General features: G+C 72.6%; 30 protein-coding genes. 10 read left to right on the forward strand and 20 right to left on the reverse strand.

Annotated features, from left to right (window positions below; all coding sequences use genetic code 11):
* Positions 1–103: 103 nt before the first annotated feature.
* From ACZ51D_RS37950 to ACZ51D_RS38020, 15 genes are all read right to left on the reverse strand, one after another.
* Complete coding sequence (locus ACZ51D_RS37950; RefSeq protein WP_465664803.1) at positions 104–424, reverse strand: helix-turn-helix domain-containing protein; 321 nt, start codon at positions 422–424, stop codon at positions 104–106.
* Positions 421–855 carry a type II toxin-antitoxin system RelE/ParE family toxin gene (locus ACZ51D_RS37955; RefSeq protein WP_465664804.1) on the reverse strand — a complete coding sequence of 145 codons (435 nt, stop codon included), beginning with the start codon at positions 853–855 and terminating at the stop codon, positions 421–423. Before ACZ51D_RS37955 ends, ACZ51D_RS37950 begins: the two co-directional genes overlap by 4 nt.
* Positions 836–1,543: a Crp/Fnr family transcriptional regulator gene (locus ACZ51D_RS37960; RefSeq protein WP_465664805.1), complete on the reverse strand. Its 708-nt coding sequence runs from the start codon at positions 1,541–1,543 to the stop codon at positions 836–838. The genes ACZ51D_RS37955 and ACZ51D_RS37960 overlap by 20 nt, the downstream gene beginning before the upstream one ends.
* Complete coding sequence (locus tag ACZ51D_RS37965; protein WP_465664806.1) at positions 1,540–1,890, reverse strand: hypothetical protein; 351 nt, start codon at positions 1,888–1,890, stop codon at positions 1,540–1,542. The genes ACZ51D_RS37960 and ACZ51D_RS37965 overlap by 4 nt, the downstream gene beginning before the upstream one ends.
* Positions 1,887–2,318 (reverse strand): hypothetical protein, encoded by a 432-nt coding sequence (locus tag ACZ51D_RS37970; RefSeq protein ID WP_465664807.1) that lies wholly within the window; start codon positions 2,316–2,318, stop codon positions 1,887–1,889. Before ACZ51D_RS37970 ends, ACZ51D_RS37965 begins: the two co-directional genes overlap by 4 nt.
* A gap of 113 nt (positions 2,319–2,431) precedes the next feature.
* Complete coding sequence (locus tag ACZ51D_RS37975) at positions 2,432–2,926, reverse strand: hypothetical protein (RefSeq protein ID WP_465664808.1); 495 nt, start codon at positions 2,924–2,926, stop codon at positions 2,432–2,434.
* A gap of 83 nt (positions 2,927–3,009) precedes the next feature.
* The gene (locus ACZ51D_RS37980; RefSeq protein ID WP_465664809.1) at positions 3,010–3,408 is read right to left on the reverse strand and encodes a hypothetical protein; all 399 of its coding nucleotides are present in this window, start codon (positions 3,406–3,408) and stop codon (positions 3,010–3,012) included.
* A gap of 95 nt (positions 3,409–3,503) precedes the next feature.
* Positions 3,504–4,004, reverse strand: a complete 501-nt coding sequence (locus ACZ51D_RS37985; RefSeq protein ID WP_465664810.1) for a hypothetical protein — start codon at positions 4,002–4,004, stop codon at positions 3,504–3,506.
* A 91-nt stretch (positions 4,005–4,095) separates the two neighbouring features.
* The gene (locus ACZ51D_RS37990) at positions 4,096–4,569 is read right to left on the reverse strand and encodes an NUDIX domain-containing protein (RefSeq protein WP_465664855.1); all 474 of its coding nucleotides are present in this window, start codon (positions 4,567–4,569) and stop codon (positions 4,096–4,098) included.
* 348 nt (positions 4,570–4,917) lie between these two features.
* A complete protein-coding gene (locus tag ACZ51D_RS37995; protein WP_465664811.1) occupies positions 4,918–5,778 on the reverse strand; it encodes a nucleoside 2-deoxyribosyltransferase domain-containing protein in 861 nt (286 codons plus the stop codon).
* The gene (locus ACZ51D_RS38000) at positions 5,775–6,158 is read right to left on the reverse strand and encodes an HIT family protein (RefSeq protein WP_465664812.1); all 384 of its coding nucleotides are present in this window, start codon (positions 6,156–6,158) and stop codon (positions 5,775–5,777) included. Before ACZ51D_RS38000 ends, ACZ51D_RS37995 begins: the two co-directional genes overlap by 4 nt.
* Before the next feature lie 74 nt (positions 6,159–6,232).
* Positions 6,233–6,559 (reverse strand): hypothetical protein, encoded by a 327-nt coding sequence (locus ACZ51D_RS38005; protein ID WP_465664813.1) that lies wholly within the window; start codon positions 6,557–6,559, stop codon positions 6,233–6,235.
* Between the two features lie 129 nt (positions 6,560–6,688).
* Complete coding sequence (locus ACZ51D_RS38010; RefSeq protein ID WP_465664814.1) at positions 6,689–6,940, reverse strand: hypothetical protein; 252 nt, start codon at positions 6,938–6,940, stop codon at positions 6,689–6,691.
* A 241-nt stretch (positions 6,941–7,181) separates the two neighbouring features.
* Complete coding sequence (locus tag ACZ51D_RS38015; RefSeq protein ID WP_465664815.1) at positions 7,182–7,865, reverse strand: hypothetical protein; 684 nt, start codon at positions 7,863–7,865, stop codon at positions 7,182–7,184.
* A 20-nt stretch (positions 7,866–7,885) separates the two neighbouring features.
* Positions 7,886–8,476, reverse strand: a complete 591-nt coding sequence (locus ACZ51D_RS38020; RefSeq protein WP_465664816.1) for a hypothetical protein — start codon at positions 8,474–8,476, stop codon at positions 7,886–7,888.
* A gap of 228 nt (positions 8,477–8,704) precedes the next feature.
* Here ACZ51D_RS38020 and ACZ51D_RS38025 point away from each other — a divergent pair, with 228 nt between their 5' ends.
* Positions 8,705–9,406, forward strand: a complete 702-nt coding sequence (locus ACZ51D_RS38025; RefSeq protein ID WP_465664817.1) for a winged helix-turn-helix domain-containing protein — start codon at positions 8,705–8,707, stop codon at positions 9,404–9,406.
* A gap of 38 nt (positions 9,407–9,444) precedes the next feature.
* On the opposite strand, the gene ACZ51D_RS38030 is transcribed toward ACZ51D_RS38025, so the two are convergent.
* Together ACZ51D_RS38030 and ACZ51D_RS38035 are read right to left on the reverse strand one after the other, a co-directional pair.
* Positions 9,445–10,080 carry a hypothetical protein gene (locus ACZ51D_RS38030; protein WP_465664818.1) on the reverse strand — a complete coding sequence of 212 codons (636 nt, stop codon included), beginning with the start codon at positions 10,078–10,080 and terminating at the stop codon, positions 9,445–9,447.
* A gap of 252 nt (positions 10,081–10,332) precedes the next feature.
* Positions 10,333–11,397, reverse strand: coding sequence for a C40 family peptidase (locus ACZ51D_RS38035; protein WP_465664819.1), 1,065 nt, complete (start codon positions 11,395–11,397; stop codon positions 10,333–10,335).
* Between the two features lie 551 nt (positions 11,398–11,948).
* On the opposite strand from ACZ51D_RS38035, the gene ACZ51D_RS38040 reads away from it, so the two are divergent.
* The 8 genes from ACZ51D_RS38040 to ACZ51D_RS38075 are packed head-to-tail and all read left to right on the forward strand — an operon-like array spanning position 11,949 to position 21,347.
* The gene (locus ACZ51D_RS38040; RefSeq protein WP_465664820.1) at positions 11,949–12,764 is read left to right on the forward strand and encodes a hypothetical protein; all 816 of its coding nucleotides are present in this window, start codon (positions 11,949–11,951) and stop codon (positions 12,762–12,764) included.
* Entirely contained in the window at positions 12,761–13,111 is a 351-nt protein-coding gene (locus ACZ51D_RS38045; RefSeq protein ID WP_280686192.1) for a hypothetical protein, read from the forward strand. Before ACZ51D_RS38040 ends, ACZ51D_RS38045 begins: the two co-directional genes overlap by 4 nt.
* Before the next feature lie 2 nt (positions 13,112–13,113).
* Positions 13,114–13,893, forward strand: a complete 780-nt coding sequence (locus ACZ51D_RS38050; protein WP_465664821.1) for a hypothetical protein — start codon at positions 13,114–13,116, stop codon at positions 13,891–13,893.
* Positions 13,886–15,997: a hypothetical protein gene (locus ACZ51D_RS38055; protein WP_465664822.1), complete on the forward strand. Its 2,112-nt coding sequence runs from the start codon at positions 13,886–13,888 to the stop codon at positions 15,995–15,997. The genes ACZ51D_RS38050 and ACZ51D_RS38055 overlap by 8 nt, the downstream gene beginning before the upstream one ends.
* A gap of 3 nt (positions 15,998–16,000) precedes the next feature.
* Positions 16,001–17,533 carry an SCO6880 family protein gene (locus ACZ51D_RS38060; RefSeq protein ID WP_465664823.1) on the forward strand — a complete coding sequence of 511 codons (1,533 nt, stop codon included), beginning with the start codon at positions 16,001–16,003 and terminating at the stop codon, positions 17,531–17,533.
* Positions 17,533–19,083: a type VI secretion protein gene (locus ACZ51D_RS38065; protein WP_465664824.1), complete on the forward strand. Its 1,551-nt coding sequence runs from the start codon at positions 17,533–17,535 to the stop codon at positions 19,081–19,083. The genes ACZ51D_RS38060 and ACZ51D_RS38065 overlap by 1 nt, the downstream gene beginning before the upstream one ends.
* 1 nt (position 19,084) lies before the next feature.
* Positions 19,085–20,815: a type IV secretory system conjugative DNA transfer family protein gene (locus tag ACZ51D_RS38070; RefSeq protein WP_465664825.1), complete on the forward strand. Its 1,731-nt coding sequence runs from the start codon at positions 19,085–19,087 to the stop codon at positions 20,813–20,815.
* Positions 20,808–21,347, forward strand: coding sequence for a hypothetical protein (locus tag ACZ51D_RS38075; protein ID WP_465664826.1), 540 nt, complete (start codon positions 20,808–20,810; stop codon positions 21,345–21,347). Before ACZ51D_RS38070 ends, ACZ51D_RS38075 begins: the two co-directional genes overlap by 8 nt.
* Before the next feature lie 71 nt (positions 21,348–21,418).
* Here ACZ51D_RS38075 and ACZ51D_RS38080 read toward each other — a convergent pair whose 3' ends face one another.
* Entirely contained in the window at positions 21,419–23,032 is a 1,614-nt protein-coding gene (locus ACZ51D_RS38080; protein WP_465664827.1) for a zeta toxin family protein, read from the reverse strand.
* Positions 23,029–23,268 (reverse strand): hypothetical protein, encoded by a 240-nt coding sequence (locus tag ACZ51D_RS38085; protein ID WP_465664828.1) that lies wholly within the window; start codon positions 23,266–23,268, stop codon positions 23,029–23,031. The genes ACZ51D_RS38080 and ACZ51D_RS38085 overlap by 4 nt, the downstream gene beginning before the upstream one ends.
* A 103-nt stretch (positions 23,269–23,371) precedes the next feature.
* Between ACZ51D_RS38085 and ACZ51D_RS38090 the strand changes: the two genes are divergently transcribed.
* The gene (locus tag ACZ51D_RS38090; RefSeq protein ID WP_465664829.1) at positions 23,372–23,548 is read left to right on the forward strand and encodes a DUF397 domain-containing protein; all 177 of its coding nucleotides are present in this window, start codon (positions 23,372–23,374) and stop codon (positions 23,546–23,548) included.
* A gap of 114 nt (positions 23,549–23,662) precedes the next feature.
* Here the strand turns inward: ACZ51D_RS38090 and ACZ51D_RS38095 are convergent, their stop codons facing one another.
* Complete coding sequence (locus ACZ51D_RS38095) at positions 23,663–24,127, reverse strand: hypothetical protein (protein WP_465664830.1); 465 nt, start codon at positions 24,125–24,127, stop codon at positions 23,663–23,665.
* Between the last annotated feature and the right edge of the window lie 64 nt (positions 24,128–24,191).

Below are 24,191 nucleotides of genomic sequence, written 5' to 3' on the forward strand. Positions count from 1 at the left end.
GGCGCTTTGGCGTGTCCGCACGTCAGCGCGCCGGCGGGCGGGCCCTAGACGCGGCGAAGCCCGCCTCCCTGCTGCTCAGGGAGGCGGGCTTCCGTCGGGGTGCTCAGGCGGCGCGGGGCACGAACCGCAGGTCGGGGTCGGGCTGGGCGAGGGCGAGCTGGGCGTCGGCCTCGAAGGCGCGGCCGAGGGCCTGCAGGATCGGCACGGTCGGGTCGACGGCCGAGTCCTCGATGTCCTCGACGACATCGGCGGCCAGGCCGGCCGCCTCGGCGAGCTGGCCGTGCGACCAGCCGCGGGCGGTGCGCTGCTCGTAGACGGCGCCGGCCAGGGCCATCCGCCAGCTGGCGGCGACGTAGGCCGGGTGCTCTTCCCATCCGTCGGTCGCCATCGACCACCGGGTGTGCACGTCGCTGGCCCTGCTCATCGCCGGCCCTCCTTCACGCTGCGGCTCCATACATCATGCCCCCTGGGTGCCTGGTGGTGCTGCTCGCACGACGCCTTCGCCGCGTAGGCCCGCGCCTTCGCCGGCCGGTCGTTGTCCCGCCGCTTCCTGAACGCGGTCAGCAGCACCGCCGCGCCCCGGTCCGGCGGGAACCAATAGGTGATCCGATACGGGCCGGGCCTCAACTCCAGCACGCCACCCTCCAGCCGCTTGGCGTACGGCTCGGTGAGCTCGCGCCCCTGGACGGCCAGCAGCTCGGCGAAGCGGAGCACGGCGGCAAACTCCGGGTCCGCGAGGGTCTCCAGCCACAGCCGCACCTCCTCCTCCACCTCGATGTCGAGCAGGTCGACGCCGGTGGTCAGCTGCTCGCGGATGCCCAGCAGCCAGCGGTGTCTACGCGCGGGAGTCGCCACCGGGCACCCCTTCCAGCGCGCGCAGCACGGCCAGGTCCTGGACGACGATCTGCCGGCGCTCGGTGAGCACGACGCCCTGGTCCCGCAGCAGCCGCAGGGTTCGCACGATCGCCTCGCGGGAGGCGCCCGCCCAGTCGGCCAGGTCCTGCTGGGTCAGTGGGAACCGCACCGCTCCGCTCTCCGGGTCGACGTCTCCGATCTGCGGGGCCAGGGCCACCAGGCGCGACGCGACCCGCTGGGCGACGGTGTGCGTGGCCGCCTCCAGCCGGGCCTGGTCGGATGCGCGCAGCCGCTGGCCGACGATCCCGACCAGCGCGGCCGCGGCTGCGGGGTGCTCCTCCAGCAGGGCCCGGAAGCCGGCACCGGTGACGGCGAGCGCCACCACGTCGGTCACGGCGGTCACCGACGCCGACCGCGGCGTGCCGTGCAGGGCGGCCTGCTCGCCGAGGACGTCCGGCGCGCTGATCAGGGCGAGGACGATCCCGGCCTCGTCCGTGCTGTTCCGCAGCGTGACCTTGGCGAGTCCGGCGTGCAGCAGCAGCACGTGGTCGGAGAGGTCGCCCTGCCGGAGGATCATCTGGCCTGCGCGGAAGCGGACTTCGGCCCCCGCGCCCTGGTGGGCGGCGAGCGCCGCCAGGGTCGCGGCGTGGGCGTGCGTCTGGTCGGCCGGCGTGGGTGCGGCGGTCACTCGGGCACCTCCTGGTCGTCTCGGGTGGGGTCGGGCTGCGGGCGGTCGCACCAGCGGCAGGTGCCGGTGCGCACGGTGGTGCGGCCACCGCAGTAGGCGCACGTGCCGGTGGCGGTGACCGGGCCGCGGCCGGCCTGACAGGCCGGGCACCGGTCATCGTTCTCCGGCGGGGCGAACGGGTCGTCCAGCGGGTCGAAGGGCCGGAACTTGTGGACCTTCCACCCGACCCGCTCGGCCTGGTCGTGTGCGGTGCCGTCCGGGGCCATCGGAAGGATGGTGACGGAGAACGCGGCCAGGCACCCGTCGGTGTCGCAGTGGACGGTGTGCACGTGGGGGCCCAGGCTCACGGCCGGCTCCGCCGCGCCAGCAGGTACTCGGTGCGGACGTAGGCGGCCATGCCTCCGGGCGCCTCCCAGTGCGGGGAGGTGGGGCCGTGCTCGCCGAGCCAGGGGCCGGCCTCGGCCAGCTCCTCGCCGCTGGCCAGGGCGTCGTCACGCATGAAGTCGTAGGCGTCCCGGGCGGCCACCCGGGCCAGGCGCTCGACCAGCTCGGCAGCCTGGCCCTCCTTGACGGCGGCCAGGTGTGTCCGGTCGGACAGCGCGGCCTGGCGCAGCCTGAACTCGCGCTCGTCGTCCGGGTCCAGCCGGTCGGCCAGGAGGTCCCCGGCCATGGCCAGGACCAGCGGGGCCTCGTCCAGCAGGTCGGGGGCGTCGTCGTAGGCGCTGGCCGGGTCGGGGGCGCCGAAGCCGAAGGGATCCGGTTCGGGGTTCTGCATCGTGCCTCTTCTCGCGCGCTTGCCGCCCGGGCCGGGCGGCCGGCCTGGTGGCCGAGGACCCCGCCGTACCGCCAGAGCGGCCGGGACGGCGGGGAGTTCGGTCACCGGGACGGTCAGGCCCGGGTGCTGGCCAGGGCGAGCACGGCCAGGGTCAGGCCGCGGATCTGGACGGCCACCTCGTACAGGCCAGGGTCGATCGTCTCGCTGACCGCCCCGGCGCACCGCAGCGCCTCGTTGCGCAGGTTGCGCACCGGCGGGGGGACCGGGATGCCGTTGCGGTGGACGTGGATCACCTGGGCCCGGCTGGTCAGGGCCTCGCCGAGGTTGAAGTCGTCGTCGTACTCCCAGCCCTCGGCCTGCAGGACGACCGCGCCGTCCTCGTAGGCGGCGGCCACGCCCCAGAGTTCGCGCTGCGGGTCGACGGCCAGCAGCTCGGCGGCGATCACGCCGCCGGTGCCGGCGGTGGCGGGGCTGATGGGGGTGATGCCGAGGCGGGTGAGGGTGGCGTTCACCTCGCTGGCCTGGCGCTGGATCTCGTCGGTGCTGGGCAGGGCGTCGTACTCGGCTTCGGCGGCCGCGAGCCACTCGGGCGGGGTGTTGGAGTCCATCGGTGGTGGTCCTTCCGGGAGTTGGGCGGGGCGGCCGGCTGTGAGAGGTCGGGGCCGCCCCGCTTCGGGGTGTCAGGTCGGTTCTACGCCTGGGCGCCGGCGTGGGTGGCGTGGACGAAGACGTACAGGCCGCTTTCGGTGATGTGCTTGACGGCGCTGATGCCCCAGCTCCAGCGCTCCAGCCACTTCTGGCGCTGGCGGCGGGTGACGGTCAGGCCGTGCTCGGCGAGCAGCTCGGCGAACGCGGGGTCGGTGGCGCCCTCGGGGCCGGCGGACTCCAGCACCGCGAGGGCCTGGTCCTCCAGCTCCTCCTCGGCGTTCGCCGTGGTCTTGTCGCCCTCCTCGACCAGCAGGTCCCCGAGGTGGATCAGGGCGGCCAGAATGCCGCGCTGGACCTGCAGGGGGCTGGCGTTCTCGGCGAGCGCGTCGGTGGCGATGGCGCGGGCGGGGCGGGTGTCGGTGGTGATGTCGGTCTCGGTCATGATTGGAACGTCCTTTCGGGGACAGGTGGGGCGGCCGGCTGTGAGAGGTCTGGGCCGCCCCACTGCTGCGGTGGGTGTGGTGGGTTGGTCAGGTGTCAGATCGCGGCGACGGCCGCGGCGACGGTCTCGGCTCCGTGGTGCCAGGCCTGATCAAGGGCATATGACCCATTCATGCCAAAGTCGGCGAGCTTGTAGAACCGGCTCTTGCCGGTCCCCTCGGCGAGCCGCTGCAGCAGACCGCCCGGCACCCGGCGGTCCGCGGCGTAGTGGGTCAGACCCGAGATCGCGAGGGCGCCGACGACGGCGGCCGGGTGGAGCTTGAGGCCGAGCACCTTCGCTCCGGCCAGCAGGACCAGGCCCTGCGTGGCGGTGTAGGTGCAGCAGTGCCAGACACATCCCTTGATGCCGTCGGCGGTGCCGTGGGTGGTCTCCGCCTGGGTACGCTCGTCCCGGTAGACGACCGGGGCGGCGTCGGTCGCTCCCTTGACCTGGGCGCAGTAGTCGGACTGCACCCAGTGGTCCGCGATGTCGCCGGCCGCGCGCAGCAGGCCGAGGACGGCGGCGAAGCGGGCGGCGCGGGAGGTGGAGTTGTTCATCGGTGGTGGTCCTTCCGGGAGTTGGGGCGAGGCGGCCTGGCTGTTGAGAGGTCGGGGCCGCCCCGCGCTGGGGTTGTGCGGGTGAACGCGGTTAGCGGAGCTGGCGGAGCGCGGCGGCGAGGATCTGGTCGTGGTCGAACGCGAGCCCGTAGCTGTCCCGGGTCTCCTCCAGGGGGATCCACCGGGCCGTCGCGGCGTCATCCCCGGGCGTGGCCTGCGTGCCGGCCGGGACGACGACGGCGTAGGCGGCGCTGACGTACCGGGCGCGCGGGTCGCGGTCGGGGGCGTCGAAGATGCCGATCTCGATCAGCTCGGCGGGGTCGACCTTGACGCCGGTCTCCTCCAGCAACTCCCTGGCCCCGGCCTTCCGGGCGGTCTCGCGCCGGTCGACGTGGCCGCCGGGCAAAGCGTCCTGACCCTCGTACGGGGGCCAGCGGCGCTCGATCACCAGCACCGAGGGGATCTGGCCCGTGCGGATGCACACCACGTCGGCGGTGTAGCGGATGACCTCCAGGTCCTCGGTGTACTCCTCGGCCTGGTCCTGCTCGGTGGGACCGGTCGCCAGGTCGTCGGCCGACTGGGAGGGGTCGGGGGTGGTGTCGAACACTGCGTCTCCTTGCGGTTGCTGGTTGGTGGTGCGGTCGCCCGTGACGGCGCGCTGGCGCGCTGGCGCGCTTGCTGGGAGCAGTCAGGCCCCGGCGGGGCCGGCTCGGTTCACTGCACGATCATGGCCTCGGGGTGGCCGTTGACCATGTGGTCCACGCACTCGGGGCGGTCCTCGCGCCACCCGAGGTGCGCGTGCACCTCGGGTGGCGTAGGCGTGGCGCCAGTACTGCCGGCACTCGCCCTCGGGCGGGTTGTTGGCCGTGCCGTTCGCCATCGTCGTCTCCTCTTTGACCTCGGGCCTGTGCTCTCAGATCCAGGTGAAGGCACCGCGGATGTCGCTGGCCGCGCCGGACAGGTTCTCGGTGGCGAGGCGCACGTCGACGTCGTACGGGTCGCCGCCTTCGGCGTCGTGCCGGGCCCACGCGGCATCGGCGGCGGCGTCGAAGACGCTGGCGAACGCGTCGGGGAGGCCCGCGGCCTTGATGGCGTCGACAACGTCGTAGTGGTCGGCGCGGCGCTTGCTGATCGCGTCGGCCAGCAGCCGCAGCGCGGCGGTGGCGGCCGGAGCGAGCACCCGCAGGTCCTCGTGCAGCTGGCCGTCGTCGGCCTCGGCGCCGGTGCTCACCACGGTGCTGCTGATCGGCACCGGCAGCGCGTCGGCCGGGCGGCGCTCGACCACCGCCTCGTACCGGGCCGCGGTGATGGCGAGGGCGGCGGCGACGGTGTCGGCGAGGGTCTCCCGTACGGGCGCGCCGTGTTGGCGGGCGACCCACACCAGGTACCGGTTCCGGTCCGGGGCGGCGCAGTCGGGCGGGCAGCCCAGCACCACCTGGCGCGCCGTCACATCCAGTCCGAACTCCACGTTCGTGGTGAAGCCCGGCATGTGGTCCAAGTCGCGGGGGATCCAGAAGAGCACCACGTCGCTGGCCTCGCGGGCGGCGGTCTCCCATCCGACCTGGTCGTCGTAGTGCTCGGCCCGCTTCCCGCCGCGGGACTCCGGCGAGTAGACGGTCAGCGGCAGGTCGCTGTCCCACTGGGCGGCGAGTTCGGCGAGGGCGGCGGGGCGCCAGGACTCGACCGGGCCGCCGAGTCGGGGGGTGGGGCCGGCCAAAAAGACGCTCGGGCCGGCGACGGGGAACGGCTCGCGGGCCATCACCAGATTGATCACTGCTGGTCTCCGTTCTCGGTGCGGGTGCGGGCGATGTGCTGGGGCGTCCAGGGCAGCGGCAGGCCGTCGCCGCCGGCGCGGGGCACGACGTGGATGTGCAGGTGGTACACGGTCTGCGTCGCCTCCGTGCCCTTGCTGGTGATGACGTTCGCGGCCGGCAGGGAGGCGGCGAGTTCGGCGGCGCGCGCCATCGTGGCCGCGGACACGGCCGGGTCGGTGCCCACGTCGGCGACGTGGGCACGAGGGAGCACCAGCAGATGCCCGGGGTGGACGCCACCGGATCGGGGGCGGATCGCCACCGCGTCGGGCCACTCGCGCACGACGTCGGCCGGTGCGATGCCGGCGACGATGTCGCAGAAGACGCAGTTCAGGGTCCGCATCTCGGGTCCTTTCGGGGGTCGGGGGCGGCCCGGCTGTGAGAGGTCTGGGCCGCCGAAGGTGGGCGGGGGTCGGGTCAGACGTCGTGGCAGGACCCGGCCATCTGGGGGGCGAGGCTGCAGTAGTCGGTGCCGTGCTCGCCCCGCCAGGTCGGGCGGCCGCTGCCGGCAAGCCACCGGACGGTCGCGCCGCAGTGCTTGCACTTCTGCCCCGTGGCCGAGTCGGCGGTCGTGGCGGTGTGGTCGGCGCCCGGCAGGCTGCGCAGGCTGGCGGCGAGCGCGAGCAGCCCGGTGGCGAGGGCGGCGGATTCCGCCGGCTCGTGGTGCTGGTGGGCCTTGTCCAGCAGTTCGGCGGCGGCGGTGGTGAGCTGGTCGGCCGTCATCTGGCTCGGCAGGGTGGTCATCGGTGCCGTTCTCCAATCTGGCGCGCTGGCGTTCCAGCGCGCTGGCGTGGCGTGTGCGTGCTGATCAGACTTCCTTGTGCCGGCCGCGGTGGCTGCCCAGCAGTGGGCAGCCACCGCGTGACGCTGGTCTCAGCGGTCGATCGACGGGACGGCGTGCTCGACTCGCACGGGCGGTTCTCCCATCCCGGCGGGCTGCTTCGGCGCCCGCTGTCTCTCGACCCAATCGGCGAGAAGCTGGTCCACGATCAGCGACAGCGAGCGAGCCCCGGCGAGCTTCTCCGCGGTCTCGACGGTGGACTCGGTCAGCGTGAGGTTGCGTCGTACGGTGCTGCCGGCGGGTCGCTGTCGTCGCTCGTCGGCCGGCTTTCTTCGGGTCGCCATGGTGCGGGTGCTCCGTCGGTCGGCGGGCCGGCGTGGCCCGCAACTGGGTGTGCGAGTCGCGCCGGAAGGACGCCGGGCCCCGGTCTTGGTCCGGTTTCCCGGCGCCTTCCAACGCCCCAACTATGCGCATAGTTAGGGCAGTAGCGCAAGAGTGACAGCGCGTCAGCATGTCTGCGCGCTGACGCGCCAGCACGCCAACCGCTCGTTCTCAACTCGGTGACAGCGGCTCCGACCTACGGTTTCAGCTCGCGGCCATGGCCGTCTTGAGCTTGGCCAACGGGGAGCGCGCGCCCTTACCGAGGGAGCGCACGGCCTGCCAATCCACCTCCGGATGCGCCGCGAACAGCCGCTCGACATCGACGGCCCGGAACGCGGGGACGTAGACGGCGCCGGCCTTCGACGTGCCGAACCGCACCTCGAAGTGCTCGGCCGGCCTGAGCCAGCCGAGGCGGACCACGTGGTCGAAATCGGCGCGGCGGATGCCGAGGTGCTCGGCGGACTGCTCGGGGCCGAGCGGCGTTTCGTCGGCGACCAGCTGGACCAGGTCCTCACGCCGGCACACCTCGGCGAGCTGCTCGGGGTGCAGCAGCGAGCCGTCCGGATTGCCGGACAGGTCGACCAGCAGCCCTCGGTCGATCAGCCGGCGCACCACGAACGCGGTCACGCTGGCGCGCTGCCTGGGCTCGTTGGGACGGCCGATCGCCTGGGCGATCCGGTCGGCGGCCTGGCTGCCGCTGAGGGTGTAGGGCGTGGTCGAGGCGATGGCGGCGCGGTCCATCGCCTCGACCGCGGCGCGGGACCACCGGCCCGGGCCGACGTCGGGCTTGGGCGCGAGTCCGGCGCGCACGGCCCACCGGAAGGCGGCGATCGGCACCCGCAGGCGGCTGGCGGCCTGGTCCTCGCGGTACTCGGTCAGTCGGGTCATGGCCTGTACTCCTTCGCTGGTCAGATGGTGTTGGGGCCGTCGTGGACGACTCGGCCGGCGCGCACCAGGGTGAGCTGGCGGGGGCCGGCCTCCATCCACGGGCCGAACAGCGGGTCGCCCGGCAGGTCGCCGGGCGCGAAGGCGCCAGCCGCGCCGGCCATTTCGGGGGTGGCGGTGAGCAGCCGCAGCACCAGGTCGCCCGAGCCGTCGCGCTCGACCAGGTAGGTCTCGCCGAACTCCGGCACGCCGGGGGCGCCCTCGAAGTGGATGTGCAGCAGGTCGCCGGCCCGCGCCGGGGCCCACGGTGCGGTGCGCAGGGCCCGCTCGCCGTCGATCAGGGCGCCGACCTCGGCGCCGAGGTCGCGGCGGCGCTTGGCCTGGTCGGCCCGCGCGGCGGGCGAGGCCTTCGCCTCGGGGCCGCCGGGCTGGGCCAGGGCGGCCGGGTCGACCACCACGGACAGGTAGGCGCGCAGACCGGCTCCCCGGTGGCTGGGGGCGTAGGACGCGGGCGTGCTGCCGGGCGTGGCGGCGATCGACTCGGCCAGGGCGCGGACGGCGACGTCGCCGCCGATCAGCCGCACGTCGACCGGCTGGGGGTGGTGCTGGGTCATCAGGTGGTCCTCTCTCGGTGCCCGGGACTGGGTGCGACAGAAACTGACACATCGTCAGATATCTCGTCAAGAGGCCTGAAATAAGGGCAAGTTGGGCACCTACCTCCTACTGCGCCCGCGTACGCGAGGGGAAATTCACCCGCTCGGGGCACTCCGCGGCGGCGATGTCGACCTCCTTGGCGCGGCCATCCTATCGACCGATCTAGATTGCCTGATAGGTTTGTCGCCATGACGACTTCGACCGATACGCCCGCTGAGCGGATCGCGGGTGATCTCGCCCTGGCCATCCACCGCGGACTCATCGCCCCGGGAGGCAAACTCCCCTCCCAGACCGCGCTCATGGCCGCGTACGGGGTGGCGATGGGCACCGCCGCGTCGGCGCTGGCCAAGCTGCAGGCGGCCGGGCTGATCCGGGGGGAGCCGGGGCGCGGCACCTACGCGCTGGACCCGGGCCGGCTCTTCCACAACAGCCCGGTTCTCGACGTGCTGGCCGTGTCGGAGATGTGCCGCAGCCTGGCCTCAACGACCTTCAACAGCGACTTTGGCGGCGCCCCGGTGGTGAACGTGGGCGGCTCCCCGGACTGGGGCGATCCGCACACCGACCCGGAGAAGACGTTGCCACCCCGCCAGGTGGACGTCTCCGCCCTGGTGTCCCTGGACCGGCACATCCTGCGCTGGATGAGCTCGGCGTTCCTGGCCGCCGCGCGCCGGATGGTGGGCCGCGGGCAGAGCGAGGCCGACGCCCACCTAATCGACGCGGCCCGCTCGATCCTGCGGGACGGCGGGCTCCGCCCCGAGGGCCAGTATCCGATCGCCTACACCGGCGGGCCGGTCCCCGAGGACGAAGACGTGGCCTCCCGGATCTGGCCCGACCGCAAGAGCAGCAGGGCTTGGGAGCTGCCGGACGGCGGCCCGGACTCGCCGTTCTGACTCGTCCGCCTCGCACCGCGGCCGGGGCGGTACGCCGGTCACGGCGCGAGGAAGGCCTGCACCTCCCCGGTGGACTTCGCCTTGGGGCCGGCCACCGCCGTGAGCATGGGCAGGATTTCCCGCCCGACCTCGGCGCGCTCCACCGGATCGGTGATCGCCCGCCACTCGGCATACGCCCTGCGGGCGTTGGCTGTGGTGGAGTCGTGGCGAACACCAACGGTCGTGGCCTGCAGTCCGGTGACGTGCAGGTACAGGCGGGCGGCCTGGGCGCGCTGGCCCTGCAGGTGGGCGATCAGCGCGCGCAGTTCCCGCACGCTGACCACGTTCGGGTCGCCGGGGGCGGCCGCGGCGGTGAGCTCCTGGTCCAGGTGCAGGGCCTCCGAGGCGGCCAGCAGCAGGGTGAGGTTGGTCTGGGGCCTGGCGAGCTTCTCCGCCAGCACGGCGAAGCGCCCGGCGTAGTCGGCTCCCGCAGGGGCGGGTTGGGCCTCGGGCGGTGGCGGATACTGCGGTGTGCCGGTGCGCGCGACGACGACGACGGCTGGCTCTTCGTACCGCAGGTCGTCGTCCTGCTCGAAGTCCCCGGCTGCCGCCGGGGCCGCTTCCGTGGCCGGTGCGGCCCAGTAGCTGGGTGTCACAGTGCCCCACGGGCGGGCCTGTTCGTCGTCCTGCAACACTGCTGCCTCCCTGCCGGTCACCACTGGACCACGCGCACTGTAGGTTCTCATCGTTCTTGTCGTGCGGGCCGGTTCTGACCTGGCTGTCTCACCGGTTTGTCCTGGTCGGCCGCTCGCGCAGTGTCGGCGTTCTGTCGCCCAACTGGGCTGAGACGCGGACACCTGGGACGAGACAGCGGCGCTGAGCTGGGGTTTCTCACTGGTTTGTCGCCAGCGACAAGTCTTCGACAAACCGGTGAGATTCCGACAGATCTACTGAGAAACTACACGCACGACGTGGGTGATCCGGGTCATTGCCGATGTGCTGTTGCGCCAGCCGCTGTAGGCGACGGTCCGGGTCTGGACGCCGGTCCTCGGCGCCTCCACGATCCATCCGTTGCCCACGTACATGCCGACATGGCCGGGAGAGTCATCGCTGCCGTCGCTCCCAGCATTGAAGACCAGATCACCCGGTTTGACGTCGTCCACCCCCACCCTGGTACCGGTTTTGACCTGCTCGAACGTCGTCCGGGGCAGGACCACTCCGGCCTTCGCGTAGGCCTGCTGCATCAGCGAGCTGCAGTCACAGTGCCCTTGCGGGTTGGTGCCGAGCGGGTCGGTGCAGTCGCCGCCCCACTGGTACCAGCCGCCGCGCTGGGCGAGGGCCCACGCGACAGCAGTCTTGATCTGCGGGGGGGTGTCGGCGGGCAGCTGGTAGTCCGGGGGCAGGTCCACGGTCACGGTGTCGTCGGTGGTCGTGTACTTCCGAACGTCCGCCATGATCTTCTTGACGTAGTTGTACGTCTGCCCTTGCGCGAACGACGCTGGCGGCACGCCCTTGAACTGATCAACGCGCCCCCAACCGGCGTTGTATCCGGCCAGGGCTAGCTCGACCACGGAACCGTTGTAGTCCGGGTGCTGCTTGGCGATCTTGAGCAGGCTGCACATGAAGCGGCCCTGGGCCGCGATGGCGTCCTTCGGCTCCCAAACGCTGCCGCCGTTGCCCCAGCTCGCCCAGGTCTCCGGGGTGAACTGTGCGATTCCTTGTGCCTGGCCGCTGTTCGCGCGGGGATCGAAGGCGGACTCCGCGTTGATCTGTGCGGCCAGCACTCCGGCGCTCAGTCCCTGGTCGCAGGCTGCGGCGGCGTCCTTGATGAACTGCGCGTACTGCTCGGGCACCCCTCCGGGCCCCACGCGCAGGGTGCCGGACGAGACCACCGGTGCCACCCCGCCGCCGATGGTGCTGTCCTGGTCCTGCGCCGCGACCGCGATGAACATCACCAGCCCGGCGCCCAGCGCGAGCGGGCTCACGGCGACCGCCCCGACGGCGGCCACCATCCCCGGCTTGATCCCCACCAGACCCCCCTCGGTCAAGAACCCTCTGCGGCAAGGCGCGAGTTCACAGCGTTCCCGGGCTCTGGGCTCCGGGAGCGCCATTTTGACATTCGGTTAAGACATGGCCACGGCATGCATCGCCGCTGGTGGGGACACCATCGCCTTCAAGGCGCGTGCCAACCAGCGCATTCTGCCGTTAAACCGGATAAGCCCTCCCCGTGACCTCACAGGCTGCCACAGATGTGACGAATGGTCAGGAACAAAAGCCCTGAGACATCTGTCAGGTGCCGAGATTAGACTGCGGCCGACACGCACGGTGACTGGGGGGTGACCAGGGCCAACGCGGCCCATCCAACGGGGCTGGTGCCTGGCTTGTCATGAGTACACGTACTCATGACAAGCCGGGCGCTGCTCGGGAGCCTGACCATGCCGGACACGAGAACGTCGGGGGAACAGTGGCGCGCAGACCTGTAGTCCCGGCCGTGGAGCTGCCTCTCCACGGCCGGCTTGTTGTGCCCGTTCTGGCCGCCGCGGGCGGCAGCGGACGGTCCACGGTGGCTGGCCTGTTGGGCGCCGCCCTGGCCAAGGCGGCGCCCAGTGTGGTGCTCGACCTGGCGCCCCGGCTGGCCTCGCCGTGGCCGGCCTGGGCGGCGGAGCCCGGCACCGGGCTGGTGTCGATCCCGCCCGACCAGCCGGTCAGCCGCTCGCAGGCGCAGGCCGCGGCGGCCCGGCTTGCCGGCCCAGGCGGCTCCTCCTGGCAGGTCCTGACGGACCACCGGGAGTGGAGCGCACCGCCGCTGCCCGCGGTCGAGTCCCCCGCCGCCTGGTACCAGCTGGCCGCCGTCGGCGGCTGGCCGGCCGTGGTCGCCGACACGTGCCACCCGATGGCGCACGACCTCGTCGCCGCACGCACCAGCGGCGGCCAGGGCCTGACCGCCGGATGGTGCGCGCTGCCGGTGAGTGTGCCGGTCGTGTGCGCGGCCGCGACCGGTTCCGGGATGGCAGCGCTGCAGACCGCCATGTCGGCGGCGGCCGCCGAGGGGCTGCCGCTGCAGCGGATGGTCGTCGCCCTGGTGGCGACCGGCGACGGCCGCGCACCGGCCCCGGTGCGGGCCGGCGAGACGATGCTCGCCCCGCGGGTGGCGGCCGTCGTCCGGGTGCCCTACGACCCGGACCTGCGGGCGCGCGGCCTGCGCGACGCCGCGCGCCTCGGTTCCCGCTCGGTGCAGGCCGCCGAGCTGCTCGTCCAGGCCGTCGTCGCCTCCGCCCGCGAAAGCTGGGGCGACCCACTGCCGGTGGCCGCGCAGCCCGCCCCAGTCGTCCCAATCCCGTCCCACGTACACCCCGAAGAGAAGGTGCTCCTGCCGTGAGCCAGTTCCTGCACGTCGCCGACGCCCTGCTGAGCGACCCGCACGTCCACATCCTCGCGGACAACCCGACAGGGGTCCCGAACCCGATCCCGTCGTTCAAGCCGGAGTTGCCCGCACAGGTCTCCGGGCCGACCGGCACGATCCTCGGCTGGGTCGCCGGCGGCGGCCTGGCGCTCGCCGTCCTCGGCGGGCTGCTGGGCTGGGGGGCGATCGCGATCGGAGAGAACAGCGAGCGCGGCGGCATGGCGGCACGCGGCAAGAAGGCCATCATCATGAGCCTGATCGCGGGCATCGGCATCGCCTGCACCAGCGGGCTCGTGTTCGCCGCGTACTCGATGGCGTCCTGATGATGGCGGACCGACACGACCGCGCGGCCCGCAGGGCGCGCCTTCGCCTGATCGCCATCGGGGTGGTGACCGCCGCCGCCCTCGCCGCTGGCGGCGTCGCGCTCGTCAACGGCCTTTCCGACGGCGACAACCCGAAGCCGAACGCGGCTCCGGCCACAACCGCGCCGCCGAGCCCCGGGCCGGTCTCGCCGCCGAGCCCCACCGCGACCAGAACGCTCACGCCGAACACCGCCAAGCCCGCACATCTGCCCAAGCCGACCGGGCAGAAGGACGGCGCCTCGATCGGCTTCCCCCGCTACGGCTACGGGCCGATGGCAGCCGCGGTCTACCACCTGGACGAGCTGTCGATGCTGGACGACGACATGGTCCGGCGTCAGCTCACCGTCATCACGGCCAAGGGCAGTGAGGACTCGATCGACAAGGCGGTCAGCGAGGTCCGCAAGCTCCGCGAGCAGGTCGGCCTGCCGCCCTCCGGCGGCACTCCGGCCGGGCTGACGATCACCACGAACGTGGACGCCGCGCAGGCCTGGGCGCTCAACCCCGAGGGCACCGTGATCACCGTGTGGATGCACTACAGCCGCACCGCCACACTGCCCAAGGGCGGCCCCGACGACAGCCCGCTCAAGGACCAGCTGGCCAACATGATCCTGCAGTGGGAAGACGGCGACTGGAAGATCACCACGGACCCCAAGTGGACGGCCAAGAAGGGCAACCCGATGCCCTACAACCCCGATTCGCCGGCGTCCGCGAAGGACGGGTGGTTGGTGGTGATCCGTGACTAACCGCAGACTCCTCCGCCTGCTCACAGTCCTGCTCGTCGCGCTGATGTCGTTCGGGGTGGCGGCCGCCCCGAGCGCGGTGGCCGACGACCCGAGCAACGAATCAAAGGCACACGCCCCCAACAGCCCCCCGGCCCCACCGGATCCGGAGTGGCTCAAGCAGTGGAACGACCGGTCCGAGGGCAACTGGGGCGTCGACACAAACGGCCACTGGTGCATGATGCCCGAGGCCAACAACTGCACTTTTTACAAGCAGCCCGACACCTACGACTCCTGCGAGGAGCACCAGGTCGGGTGTGACGACCCGAAGATCACCGAGGAGCGTAAGACGCGGGAGCTCGCGAAGCTCGCGGAGTGGGAGAAGGCCACCGACCACGGCGCGTTCGGCTACCAGAAGATGGACGACGCCGTCAGGAAGTGCATCGAGGGGGGCCAGCTCTTCAACGACTGCCGGCAGCTGAACGCCCAGCTGATGGTGCCGGACGGTGGGCCGGTGGCCTGGGTCGAAGGCAAGATCAGCAAACTGGCCTCCGACGCGTTGAAGGAAGCTGCTGGCGCCATCGGTGAGGGCGTGGTGTGGCTGCTGCAGCAGTTCGCCGACAGCTTCAACGACGCGAGCACCATCGACCTGAGCAAGGTCGGAATCGGCACCGTCACCGGCATCATGAGCCTGCTGTCAGTGCTGATCGCCACGTTCTTGGCCCTCATCCAGTTCGCAAAAGTCGCGGTGAGCCAGCAGGGCGCCCCCCTGGCGACGGTCCTCAAGGGCCTGGGCAAGTACGCCGTCGTGCTGGGCGTCTACGCGGGCGCCGCACAGGTGATCCTGAACTGGATCGACCAGGTGTCGGCCTGGATCATCAACCTCTCGTTCAAGGATGGCGGCTCGACCGGCGCGGATGCCGCGACCGCGATGAAGACGCAGCTCGGCACCCTTTTCTCCGGACTGGTCGGCACCGGCGGCGCCGGGGCCGCCGGCGGGGCGCTGATCACCGGCGGCGGCGTGCTGAGCCAGGCCGTCGGGGTGGTCATCGTGCTCGGGATCCTGTCGATCCTGGTGATCGGCGCGCTGTGGATCGAGATGTTCGTCCGCCAGGCGGGGATCATGGTCCTGATGTCATCGATGCCGATCGCCCTGGCCGGCCAGCTCAGCGACGAGACACAGGAGTGGTGGCCAACGGCCCGGCGGGCGTTCACCGCCATCGCGCTCTCGAAGTTGGCGATCGTGACCTGCTTCGCGATCGGCTTCAGCGCCATGGGCGACTCCCAGGGTGTCAAGAACGTCATCATCGGCCTGATCGTGTTCCTGCTCGCGGTGTTCGCCTGGCCGGTGCTCGCCCGTTTCTTGACGATGGTGCAGGCAGGCGGCGGCAACTCGGTTGCCGCGGGGATGGTCTCCACGGTCGGCTCCAGTGTCGGCGCGATGTTCGGCGGGTTCGCCGGCGGCGGCCTGGCCGCGGCCGGGGCCGGATCGGTCGGCGGCGGGTCCGGCTACACCAAGGCCCTGGAGCAGGAGACCAGCCCGGCCGCGTCCGACGGCGCGTCCGGCGGCTCCTCCCTGCCCGAACAGGCCGGGGGCGCCAGGTTCTGGAAGGGCGACCCGAACCGGAGCTTCAAGTCGAAGCTGGGCGCGGCCGTCGGGCTCGGTGCCCAGCTCGCCGCCGCCGGCGCCGGCACGCTGGAAGGCGCGGGCGCCAACGCGGCCGCGAACGCCGGCCTCGGCGCTCCCGGCAGCGGCCACTCCACCGTGGTGCCGCCCCGCACCGGTGGGGGTGCCGGGCAGGCCGCCGGCGGGCAGGGAGGCGAGGGCGCCGACGCGGCCGCCAAGTCGCAGAGCCCGGCCGCGGGCTCGCCCGAGGCGGAGGTCCCAGTCCAGGCGGCGGCGGGCGGTCCGGTCGCCGAGGCCGCCGCTCCCCCGGCCGGGACAGCCGTGCCGGAGGCCAGTGCCCCCGGCATTCCCGCACAGGCGCCCCCGGCGCCCGCGAGCACCTCCGGCTCCGACACCCCGCCGTACGGCACGCCCACGTGGATGCCCGATCACAACACCCTGAACTACGGCGCACGAGGGCAGCGGCCCGACCCGCAGCCGCCGACGTCCGAGGGGAGCTGACCCATGTCCCTGACCCACAGCGAGCCGGACACCTACAGCGGGTGGCAGCGCGAGAAGAGCGGGTTCATCGGCGAGTTGTCCGGTACCGGCTTCGCATTGTTGGCCGCGGCCTCGGTCGTCGCCCTCGTGCCGGTCTACGCGCACAGCTGGGGCACCGCCGTGGTGGCGCTACCGCTGGCCGGCGTCCTGCTGCTGCTCGCCTACGGCCGGGTGATGGGCCTGGCCGCCGAGGAGTGGGTGCTGCTGGCCGTCCGTCACCAGATCGCGGTCGCCACCAAGAGAAACGTTTTCTACAGCGGGGTCTTCGCCCCCGCCGACGATGAAGGGAACCAGCCGATGGACCTGCCCGGCGTGCTGGCGCGCCTGCGCATCCTCAACGCGCCCGACGGCCAGGGCGGCACGCTCGGCGTCGTCCACAACCCGATCGACAACACGTACACCCTGATCGCGAAGGTCTCGTTCCCGGGCCTGGCGCTCGTGGACACCGACCGACAGAACGCCCGGGTGCGCCAGTGGGCGGCGTTCCTGCGCGGCCAGTGCAAGGAAGACGGGGCGATCGTCCGCATCCAGGTGCACCAGCGCTCCCTCCCCGACGACGGCGAGGCTCTGCGGTCGTGGACCGTACGGCACGCCGCCTCCGACGCCCCGGCGGCCGCCGTGCAGGCGCTGGAGGAGCTGATGGTCTCCGCCGGTCCGGCGGCGACCATCCGCGAGACGTACCTGTCGGTGACGCTGTCGGCGACGCGCGCGCGCCTGGCAGTGCGCGGGGCCGGCGGCGGGCAGGTCGGCGCGGCCGCCGTGCTGGTGCGGGAGTTCACCGCCATGCACGGCTCGCTGTCCTCCGCGGGCCTGCAGGTGGTGGAGCTGCTCGACCCGCGCCGGGTGGCCGCCACGATCCGCACCGCGTACGAACCCGAGGCCCAGCAGATGCTGGCCGCCCGCGGCGCGGCCGCCGGCGAGGCCTCGTACCAGGGCGTGCTGCCCGGCGTCGACCCGGCGCTGGCCGGGCCGGCCGCCGCCGAGTACACCTGGGGCCTGTACCGGCACGACGGGGCGTGGACGGTCACCTACCAGGTGCGCAACTTCCCCCAGTCCCAGGTCTACGCGACGTTCCTGCAGCCGCTGCTGCGGCCGCGGACCAACGCCCGCCGCTCGATGTCGCTGGTGTACGAGCCGGTCGGCCCGGCGAGGGCCCGCAAGGAGCTGAGCAAGGAGAAGACCAAGCGCCAGGCGGCGCGGGCACTGAGGGCGAAGACCGGCCGGACCGAGTCGGAGGACGAGCGGCGCGAGGCGCAGGTCGCGCAATCCCAGGACATCGCCCGCGCCGCCGGGCAGGGCGTGGTGCGCATGGTCGCGCTGATCGCCGTGACCGTCACCGACCTGGAGGAACTGGAGACGGCGTGCGCCGAGCTCCAGGCCGACGCGAGCGACGCCGGCCTGGAGCTGCGGCGCTGCTGGGGCGCGCAGGACGACGCGTTCGCCGCGGCCGCGCTGCCGCTCGGCATGGGCCTGCCGCCGCGAAGGATGGCGATCTGATGGCATTCCCCTTCCGCCGTGAACGCGGCGACACCGCCCTCGAAGCGACCAAGGTCGCCGACCTCTTCGACCCGGCCGAGCCACTGCCCGCGCAGCGTCAGCCCACCGCGCGGGAGCTACGGCGGGCCCGCCTGCTGGAGGACCCGGCGGCGGCGATGCGGATCGCCCCGAGGAAGGGGTGGCACCAGCCGTACGCGGGCCGGGCCGCCTCGCACGCCAAGGCCGAGGTGTTCAGGGCGGACACCGGCCGGGCGAGCGGCATCTACCCGTTCCTGCACGCGGCGTCGCTGCCGCCCGTCGGCGCCTACATCGGGTTCAACACGCTGACGATGCAGGCGTTCTCCGCGCACCCGAGTGTGTGGGTGAAGGAGGGGCTGGCGACCAACCCGAACGTGATCATCACCGGTATCCCCGGCTCGGGGAAGTCCGCGCACATCAAGGCGCTGGCGTTCCGGCTGATGGCGTTCGGGCACAGGGCGCTGATCGCGGGCGACGTCAAGGGCGAGTACGCCGCCCTGTGCCGTCACCTGGGGGTCGAGCCGGTGCGGCTCGGCCCCGGCCTGCGGGGCCGGCTCAACCCGCTGGACGCCGGGCCGCTCGGCGCGGACCTGAACCTGATCAAGGACGGCGCCGAGCTGCAGGCACGGCTGACCGAGATCCACCGCCGCCGCCTGACGCTGTGCAAGGCCCTGCTTGAGCTGCAGCTCAAGCGGACGCTGCAGCCGCAGGAGGAGGAGTGCCTGGACGTCGCCGTACGGGAGGTGACCGGCGCGCTGGGCGGGGCCGGGCACACCCGCCTCGACACCCCGACCCTGCCGTCCGTCTACCAGGTCCTCAAGGACCCCACGCAGGCGATGGCGCGGGAACTGCGCGTGCGCGGCGACGACGTGCAGACCGCCCGCGAGCAGATGGCCAGCATCCGCTCCGCCCTCGGATCGATGATCAGCGGCCACCTCGGCGGCCTGTTCGACGAGAAGACGTCGGTGTCGCTGGACTGGGACGCCCCGATCCAGAGCGTCGACATCTCCGCCCTGCAGCAGTACGGCGACGAAGTGGTGGCGATGGTGCTCACCTGCGTCTCGTCCTGGGCCCAGTCAGCGATCGACCGGCCGGGCCGCCCGTGGATCGTAATCCGCGACGAGCTGTGGCGTCAGATGCAGTCCGGCGGCTCCTCCATGGTCCGCAAGATCGACGCGGACCTGCGGCTGAGCCGCGCGACCGGCACGATCCAGGTCCTCGCCACCCACCGGCTGAGCGACTTCGAAGCGGTCGGCGCGGCCGGCTCCGAGGCGGTGGCCATCGCCAAGGACCTGATCGCCAGCTGCGAGACGCGCATCCAGCTCGCGCAGGACACCAAGCCGCTGAACCTCACCCGCGAGGCGATCGGCCTCACCGACGCCGAATGCGACCTGATCGGAAGCTGGGGCGCCGGGCAGCGCGGCCGAGCGTTGTGGAAGGTCGGCCGCGGCGGCGGGTCGCACGCCGTGCAGCTGCTGCTCTCCCGCACCGAGAAGCAGCTGTTCGAGACCGACGAGAAGATGGTGATCTGAGGTGGCATCCGACAACCGGGTGGACGACGGCACGTTCCTGGCCGGGCTCGCGGCCGGGGCGGTCATCTCGCTGGGCGCCGCCTCGCTGGCGGCCGGGGCGCTGGCCGGGATGCTGGCCGAGGGCGCCCCGCCCAAGATGACCGAACCCCTGCCGGTCACCCTGCTGCTGTCGGTGGCACAGGGCCCGGCGTCGGTCTACCAGCCGGCGCCGCCCACCTGGCTGTTCTACACGGTGTTCGGCCTGCTGGTCGTGCTCCTGGCCGTCCTCGCGGGGGTCGTCGTGCGACACCTGGGCAAGCGGCGGCGGCGTTCACTGGCGGGCGGGGCGACGTGGGGCGGGGCAAGGACCGAGAAGGAGATGGCCCTGCCCGACGACCCGAAGGAGCGTCCGGACCGCATCACCGCGGGGCGGGGCCAGCAGACGCGCAAGGTCGTCGGTGTCATCGAACGCTCCGCCTCCGCCATCGCGTTCGGCCCGCCCGGCTCCGCGAAGACCAGCGGTCTCCTCGCCCCGAACGCGGCCGAATGGCAGGGCCCGGCGGTCGTCACCACGACCAAGGCCGCCGACCTGCAGGAGATCTACGCCGCCCGCAGCCACGTCGGCCCCGTGTGGGTGATCGCCCCGGCCGGTATCCCCTCCGGCCCCTGGAAGACCGCGCACTGGTCGCCCGTCGACTACGCCACCGATGAGGAAGCGGCCGAGCGGATGGCCGAGTGGATGGCCGACGCGAGCCAGAAGACCTACGACCCGCGCGCCGAACCCTGGATGATCCAGGCCCGCGCCATCGTCGCCGGCCTGCTGCTCGGCGCGAGAATCGCCCCCGACGGCGGGATCAAGGCCTTCCGGCGCTGGCTCACCCAAGGCGAGGCGGCCGTCGACCACGTCCGCGCCATCCTCGACGCCCGGTACCCCGAGGCGGCCCTGGACTACGCCCAGCCCTGGGCGAACCTCCACGACGACGGCAAGGGCAGCGTGCAGTTCACCCTGAACGTCCTCGCGGCCACCTACCGCAGCGAGGGCATCCGGCAGGCCGCCGCCCGTACCGACTTCCGGGCCGAGGAACTGCTGGAGCGCAACGGCACGCTGGTGCTGATCGCCGCGCCCAGCCAGGCCGAGCGCTTCGCGCCGTACTTCACCTCGCTGATCGCCTCGATCCTCCACGCGGCCGAGGTCCGGTACGAGCGGGTCGGCCGCCACCCGGACCGCACGCTCGGCCTGTTCGTGGATGAAGCCGGCAACTTCCTGCGGTACCCGAAACTGCCGAACGTGCTGACCACCGGCCGCGGTATGGGGATCGCGGTGCTCAGCATCTGGCACGACTACTCACAGCTCGTCTCCCGCATGGGCCGCGAGGGCGCCAGGACCATCATCTCCGCGTCCACCCTGCGGCTGCTGCTGCCGGGCCTCGCCGACGACGAGACGCTCCGCTACATGAGCTTCTTGTTCGGCAAGGAACTGGTGGAGCGCACCAACCACACCAGCGGCGACGGCCGGGAATCCACCTCCACCAACGTGGTGGAGACCGACCTGCTACCGGTCCACCAACTGCGCGAGATCCCCAAGCACACCGCCATCGCGCTCTACTTCAACCAGCCGCCGATCCGAGTGAACATGCGCCTGACCTGGCGAGACCCCGATGTCAAGGCCTGGCTGGCCCGGCCACCGGCCACGGCGGCGGTCCCGGGACCTTCTCCGTCGCTCGACCGGGCCAAGGAGGCCACCGATGTCTGACCCCACCCCCGCGCCCGCCGTCCCCGCGCAGGCAGCCGCTCCCACCGCCCCGCCGCCGCGGCGGTGGGTGTGGACCGCGATGACGCCGGAGGACCGCCAGCAGCGGCTCGGCGAACTGGGGCAGTGGGTGGACTGGCTGATCGACCACCACCACCTGCACCGCAAGATCCCGCGCTGCTGGTACCGGGACGGCCACGAACCCGTCGTGGAGATCCTCACCGCCCTCTACCTCGGCTGGGTCCGCACCTACGCGGGCGACCCCAGCAAGGCGACCACGCTCGGCGAGATCGCCTGGATCAAGGAACTGCACCTGCTGGCCCCGGCCCTCGCGGCCCCGGCGTGCGAGGCCGGGCACCAGGCGCCGCCGCCCCGGCCCGGACCGACCGGCGAGGCCCTGTCCGACTGGCTGGACACCAATCCGGACCGGATCACCGAAGGCCCCTACCACCCGGCCGAGGCCGAAGCCACGCGGCTGGCCCACGAACTGCTCGCCGCAGAGCAGCGCAAGGCCGCGAGCCGCGCAAAACCCTGACCGCCACAGCGACCGAGGCGCCCGCCGGATGTACCGGCGGGCGCCTCGGTGTTCCTGCTCGCTGCCATCCCCTACCGGGATGGCCCACCGCGGCGCTGGGCGCGTCCGGGCCCCGGCCCGTACTGCTGGCTCTGCTGCTGGGCCGTGCGCTGGGCCGCCTGCACGCGCTGGGCATCCTCGGCGAGACGCTGGGCCGGCGGCTGGGCTTCGCGGCGGGCCGTTTCCCGCTGGATCAGCGCCGTCGCGGTGTCCAGGTCGGACGCGCGTTGGTGCGCTTGCGAGGCGTCCGACCGGGCCGCTCCCAGGCCTCGCTCACGGGCGGCGGTCGTACGGGCCAGGACCTCCTCCGGGCTGCCGCCGGCCTCGTGCCAGGCCGCCAGGACGGCATCGTGCTCGGAAGCGGGTCCGGCAATCCGCATGCTCGCGTCCAGCCGCTCACGCGCCGCGGCAAGGTGGAGTTCGGCGTCCTGGGTCGCGGCGCGCAGGTCACCAAGCTGTTGTTGCAGGGCCTCCCGTTCGTCGCCGCGCACCGCGGGCCGGCCAAGGAATCCCCGCTCTTCGAGCTGCTGCTCGACCGCGTCGGCCTGGTGCCGGGTGCGGTCGACGTCGGCGGCCAGGTGCTCGACCAGGACGGCGTCCTGGCGGCTCTGCAGGATGGCGTCGACCTGCTCGGCGCGGGCGGCGACGTGTTGCTCGACGGCGCCGCCCGGGGCGAGCGAGGCGGTGATCTCGTCCGCCTTGGCGTCGGCCTTCGTCGCCTGCTGTCGGGCGGCGCCTGCCTGCTCGACGGCGTAGGCGAGTTCTGCAGCGAGGTCGGCGTCCGGCACGTCCCGGTAGCTGGCCAGCTGGGCGGCCGCCTTGCGGTCCACGGAGGCCAGGCGTTCGGCCCACTGGTAGCCGTCGCCGTCCGCCGCGGCGGCCCGCCACCGGTCGAACAGCTCGCGCGTCGACTCGCTCCAGAGCTGGTGGCGCGTCTGCTCCAGGACACGCTGGATGTCCGGCTCCGTAGGCCACTCCCCGCTCTCCAAGCGGCGCACGGTGCCCGCGATCTGGCCGGCGATCGGGTCGGCAACGTGGACCGCGTCGACCCCCGGCCACTCCTTCCCGGCGGCGAGCACCCTACCGACGTTGGCGTAGACCGTCTCCTGCATCTCCAGGGGCGGCAGGATCGCGTAACCGATCCCGCTCGGGCCGATCGCCGCCTGGTAGCGGTGCATCACACCCAGCTCGCTCATCGCGGGATGCATGGCGGTGTAGGCGAGTTCGCAGCGGTAGCCGGCTTCGGTGAACTTCTGCACGACGCCGGCCGTGTACTCGACGCCGGTGTGCGGCCCCACCAGGACGATGTTCTGCCGATGCTCGATGGCGTGCTGGCGGATGTGCTCGGTGAGCTCCCCGGCCACCGGGCTGAAATGACGCATCGCCGTGAGCATGCCCTCCTCCCGGGCCATGCGGGCGTACCCGGGCAGGTACGCGAACACGTCGTCGCCGTCCAGCACCACCGGGTCGGCCATCCCAAGCTGCTCCGGGACCGCGGTCCGCAGGGTGGTCTTCCGCGAGCCCTGCGGGCCGCCGAGGATCACCATCCGGGGGTTGTCCTGGGAGGGGGCGGTGAGCGTGGGCCGTAGGTCGTTCTCCCAGATCGCCTCGATCTGCTCGGCGTTGGGCAGGGGCGGTGGCGTCATCCGCCGGCCCTCACCGAGGCGAGGACGGTCGGGTACTCCGCGAGGATTGCCCGCAGCCGGTCCGGGTCGGCCTTCCCCAGGTTCTGGCGCTCCTCAATGTAGCGGGCCCTCTCGGACCTCAGCCGGTCGGCGTCGGCGGGCTCGGCACCCGCGATGAGCGTGCTGTACTCCGCGATGATGGCGCTGATCAGGTCGTAGGCGATATCGGCGGCGTCGGGGTCGATGGCTCCAGACATGAACTCAACCTATCCCCCTTCCCGCCAACTGGGCCGACCTACAGTTGAGTTCCATACTCGACGGCAGCGGTCGCCGCCGGTGCCACCTTGGAAAGGATCCCCGATGCCTCAGTGGTTCAAGAGCTCGTACTGCGACGACAAGGAGTTCGCGTGCGTGGAGGTCTGCACGGAGCCCGGCGCGGTGGCCGTGCGCGACTCGAAGGATCCGGACGGGCCGGTGCTCACGTTTCCCGGCGAGAGCTGGGCCGGCTTCCTCGGCATGCTGCAAGGCGAGGCGTAGGAGCCCGGACCACAAGCGAAGGCCGAGCGAAGCGGCGCGACCCGCCCCGGCGCCAGCAACGCGAAGCGCCCCCACCAACGGCGGGGGCGCTTCGCGTTGCTGGCGGGGTGCCTTCTAGTCCTCCTCGGCCTCCTCCAGCACTGCTCGGGCGCGCGCTTCAAGATGCTCCGGCGACGCCCCACCGAACGCTGCTACGAGGAAGCCGGCCTCCGCGGCCGAGCCGTCGGGGCTCTTGTAGCGGGTCACCAGGTCGGCCGCCGCTGCCTCGGCGGTCGGGTGGACCACCACCTCCCTACGCGGCGACACGTTGAGATCGGCCCCCCACACCAGGGCGGGCCACAGGCTCGACGGGGCACCGGGGCTTCGCTGGATCGTCAGCCTGAGCGCATGGTGATCATGCACCCACCAGACCATCGGGCAGTCGGTGAAGTCTTCGGCACGCTTGATCCGGTACTGCACGCCGCCGAGGGTGACGGCCGTCGCCCGGTGGCGCCGCAAGGGCAGCCCCGCCGCGCGGGCCATGGCCCGCGCGCGCCACCAGACCAGGGGTGATACCCACTTGAGCCTGACCATCGCCATGCCGCTACTCCCCTTCACCGAGCGGAATCAGCCGGCCGCCGGGGAGCAGTTCGGCGGGGGTCGG

Source organism: Kitasatospora sp. NPDC033851, from assembly GCF_055576085.1.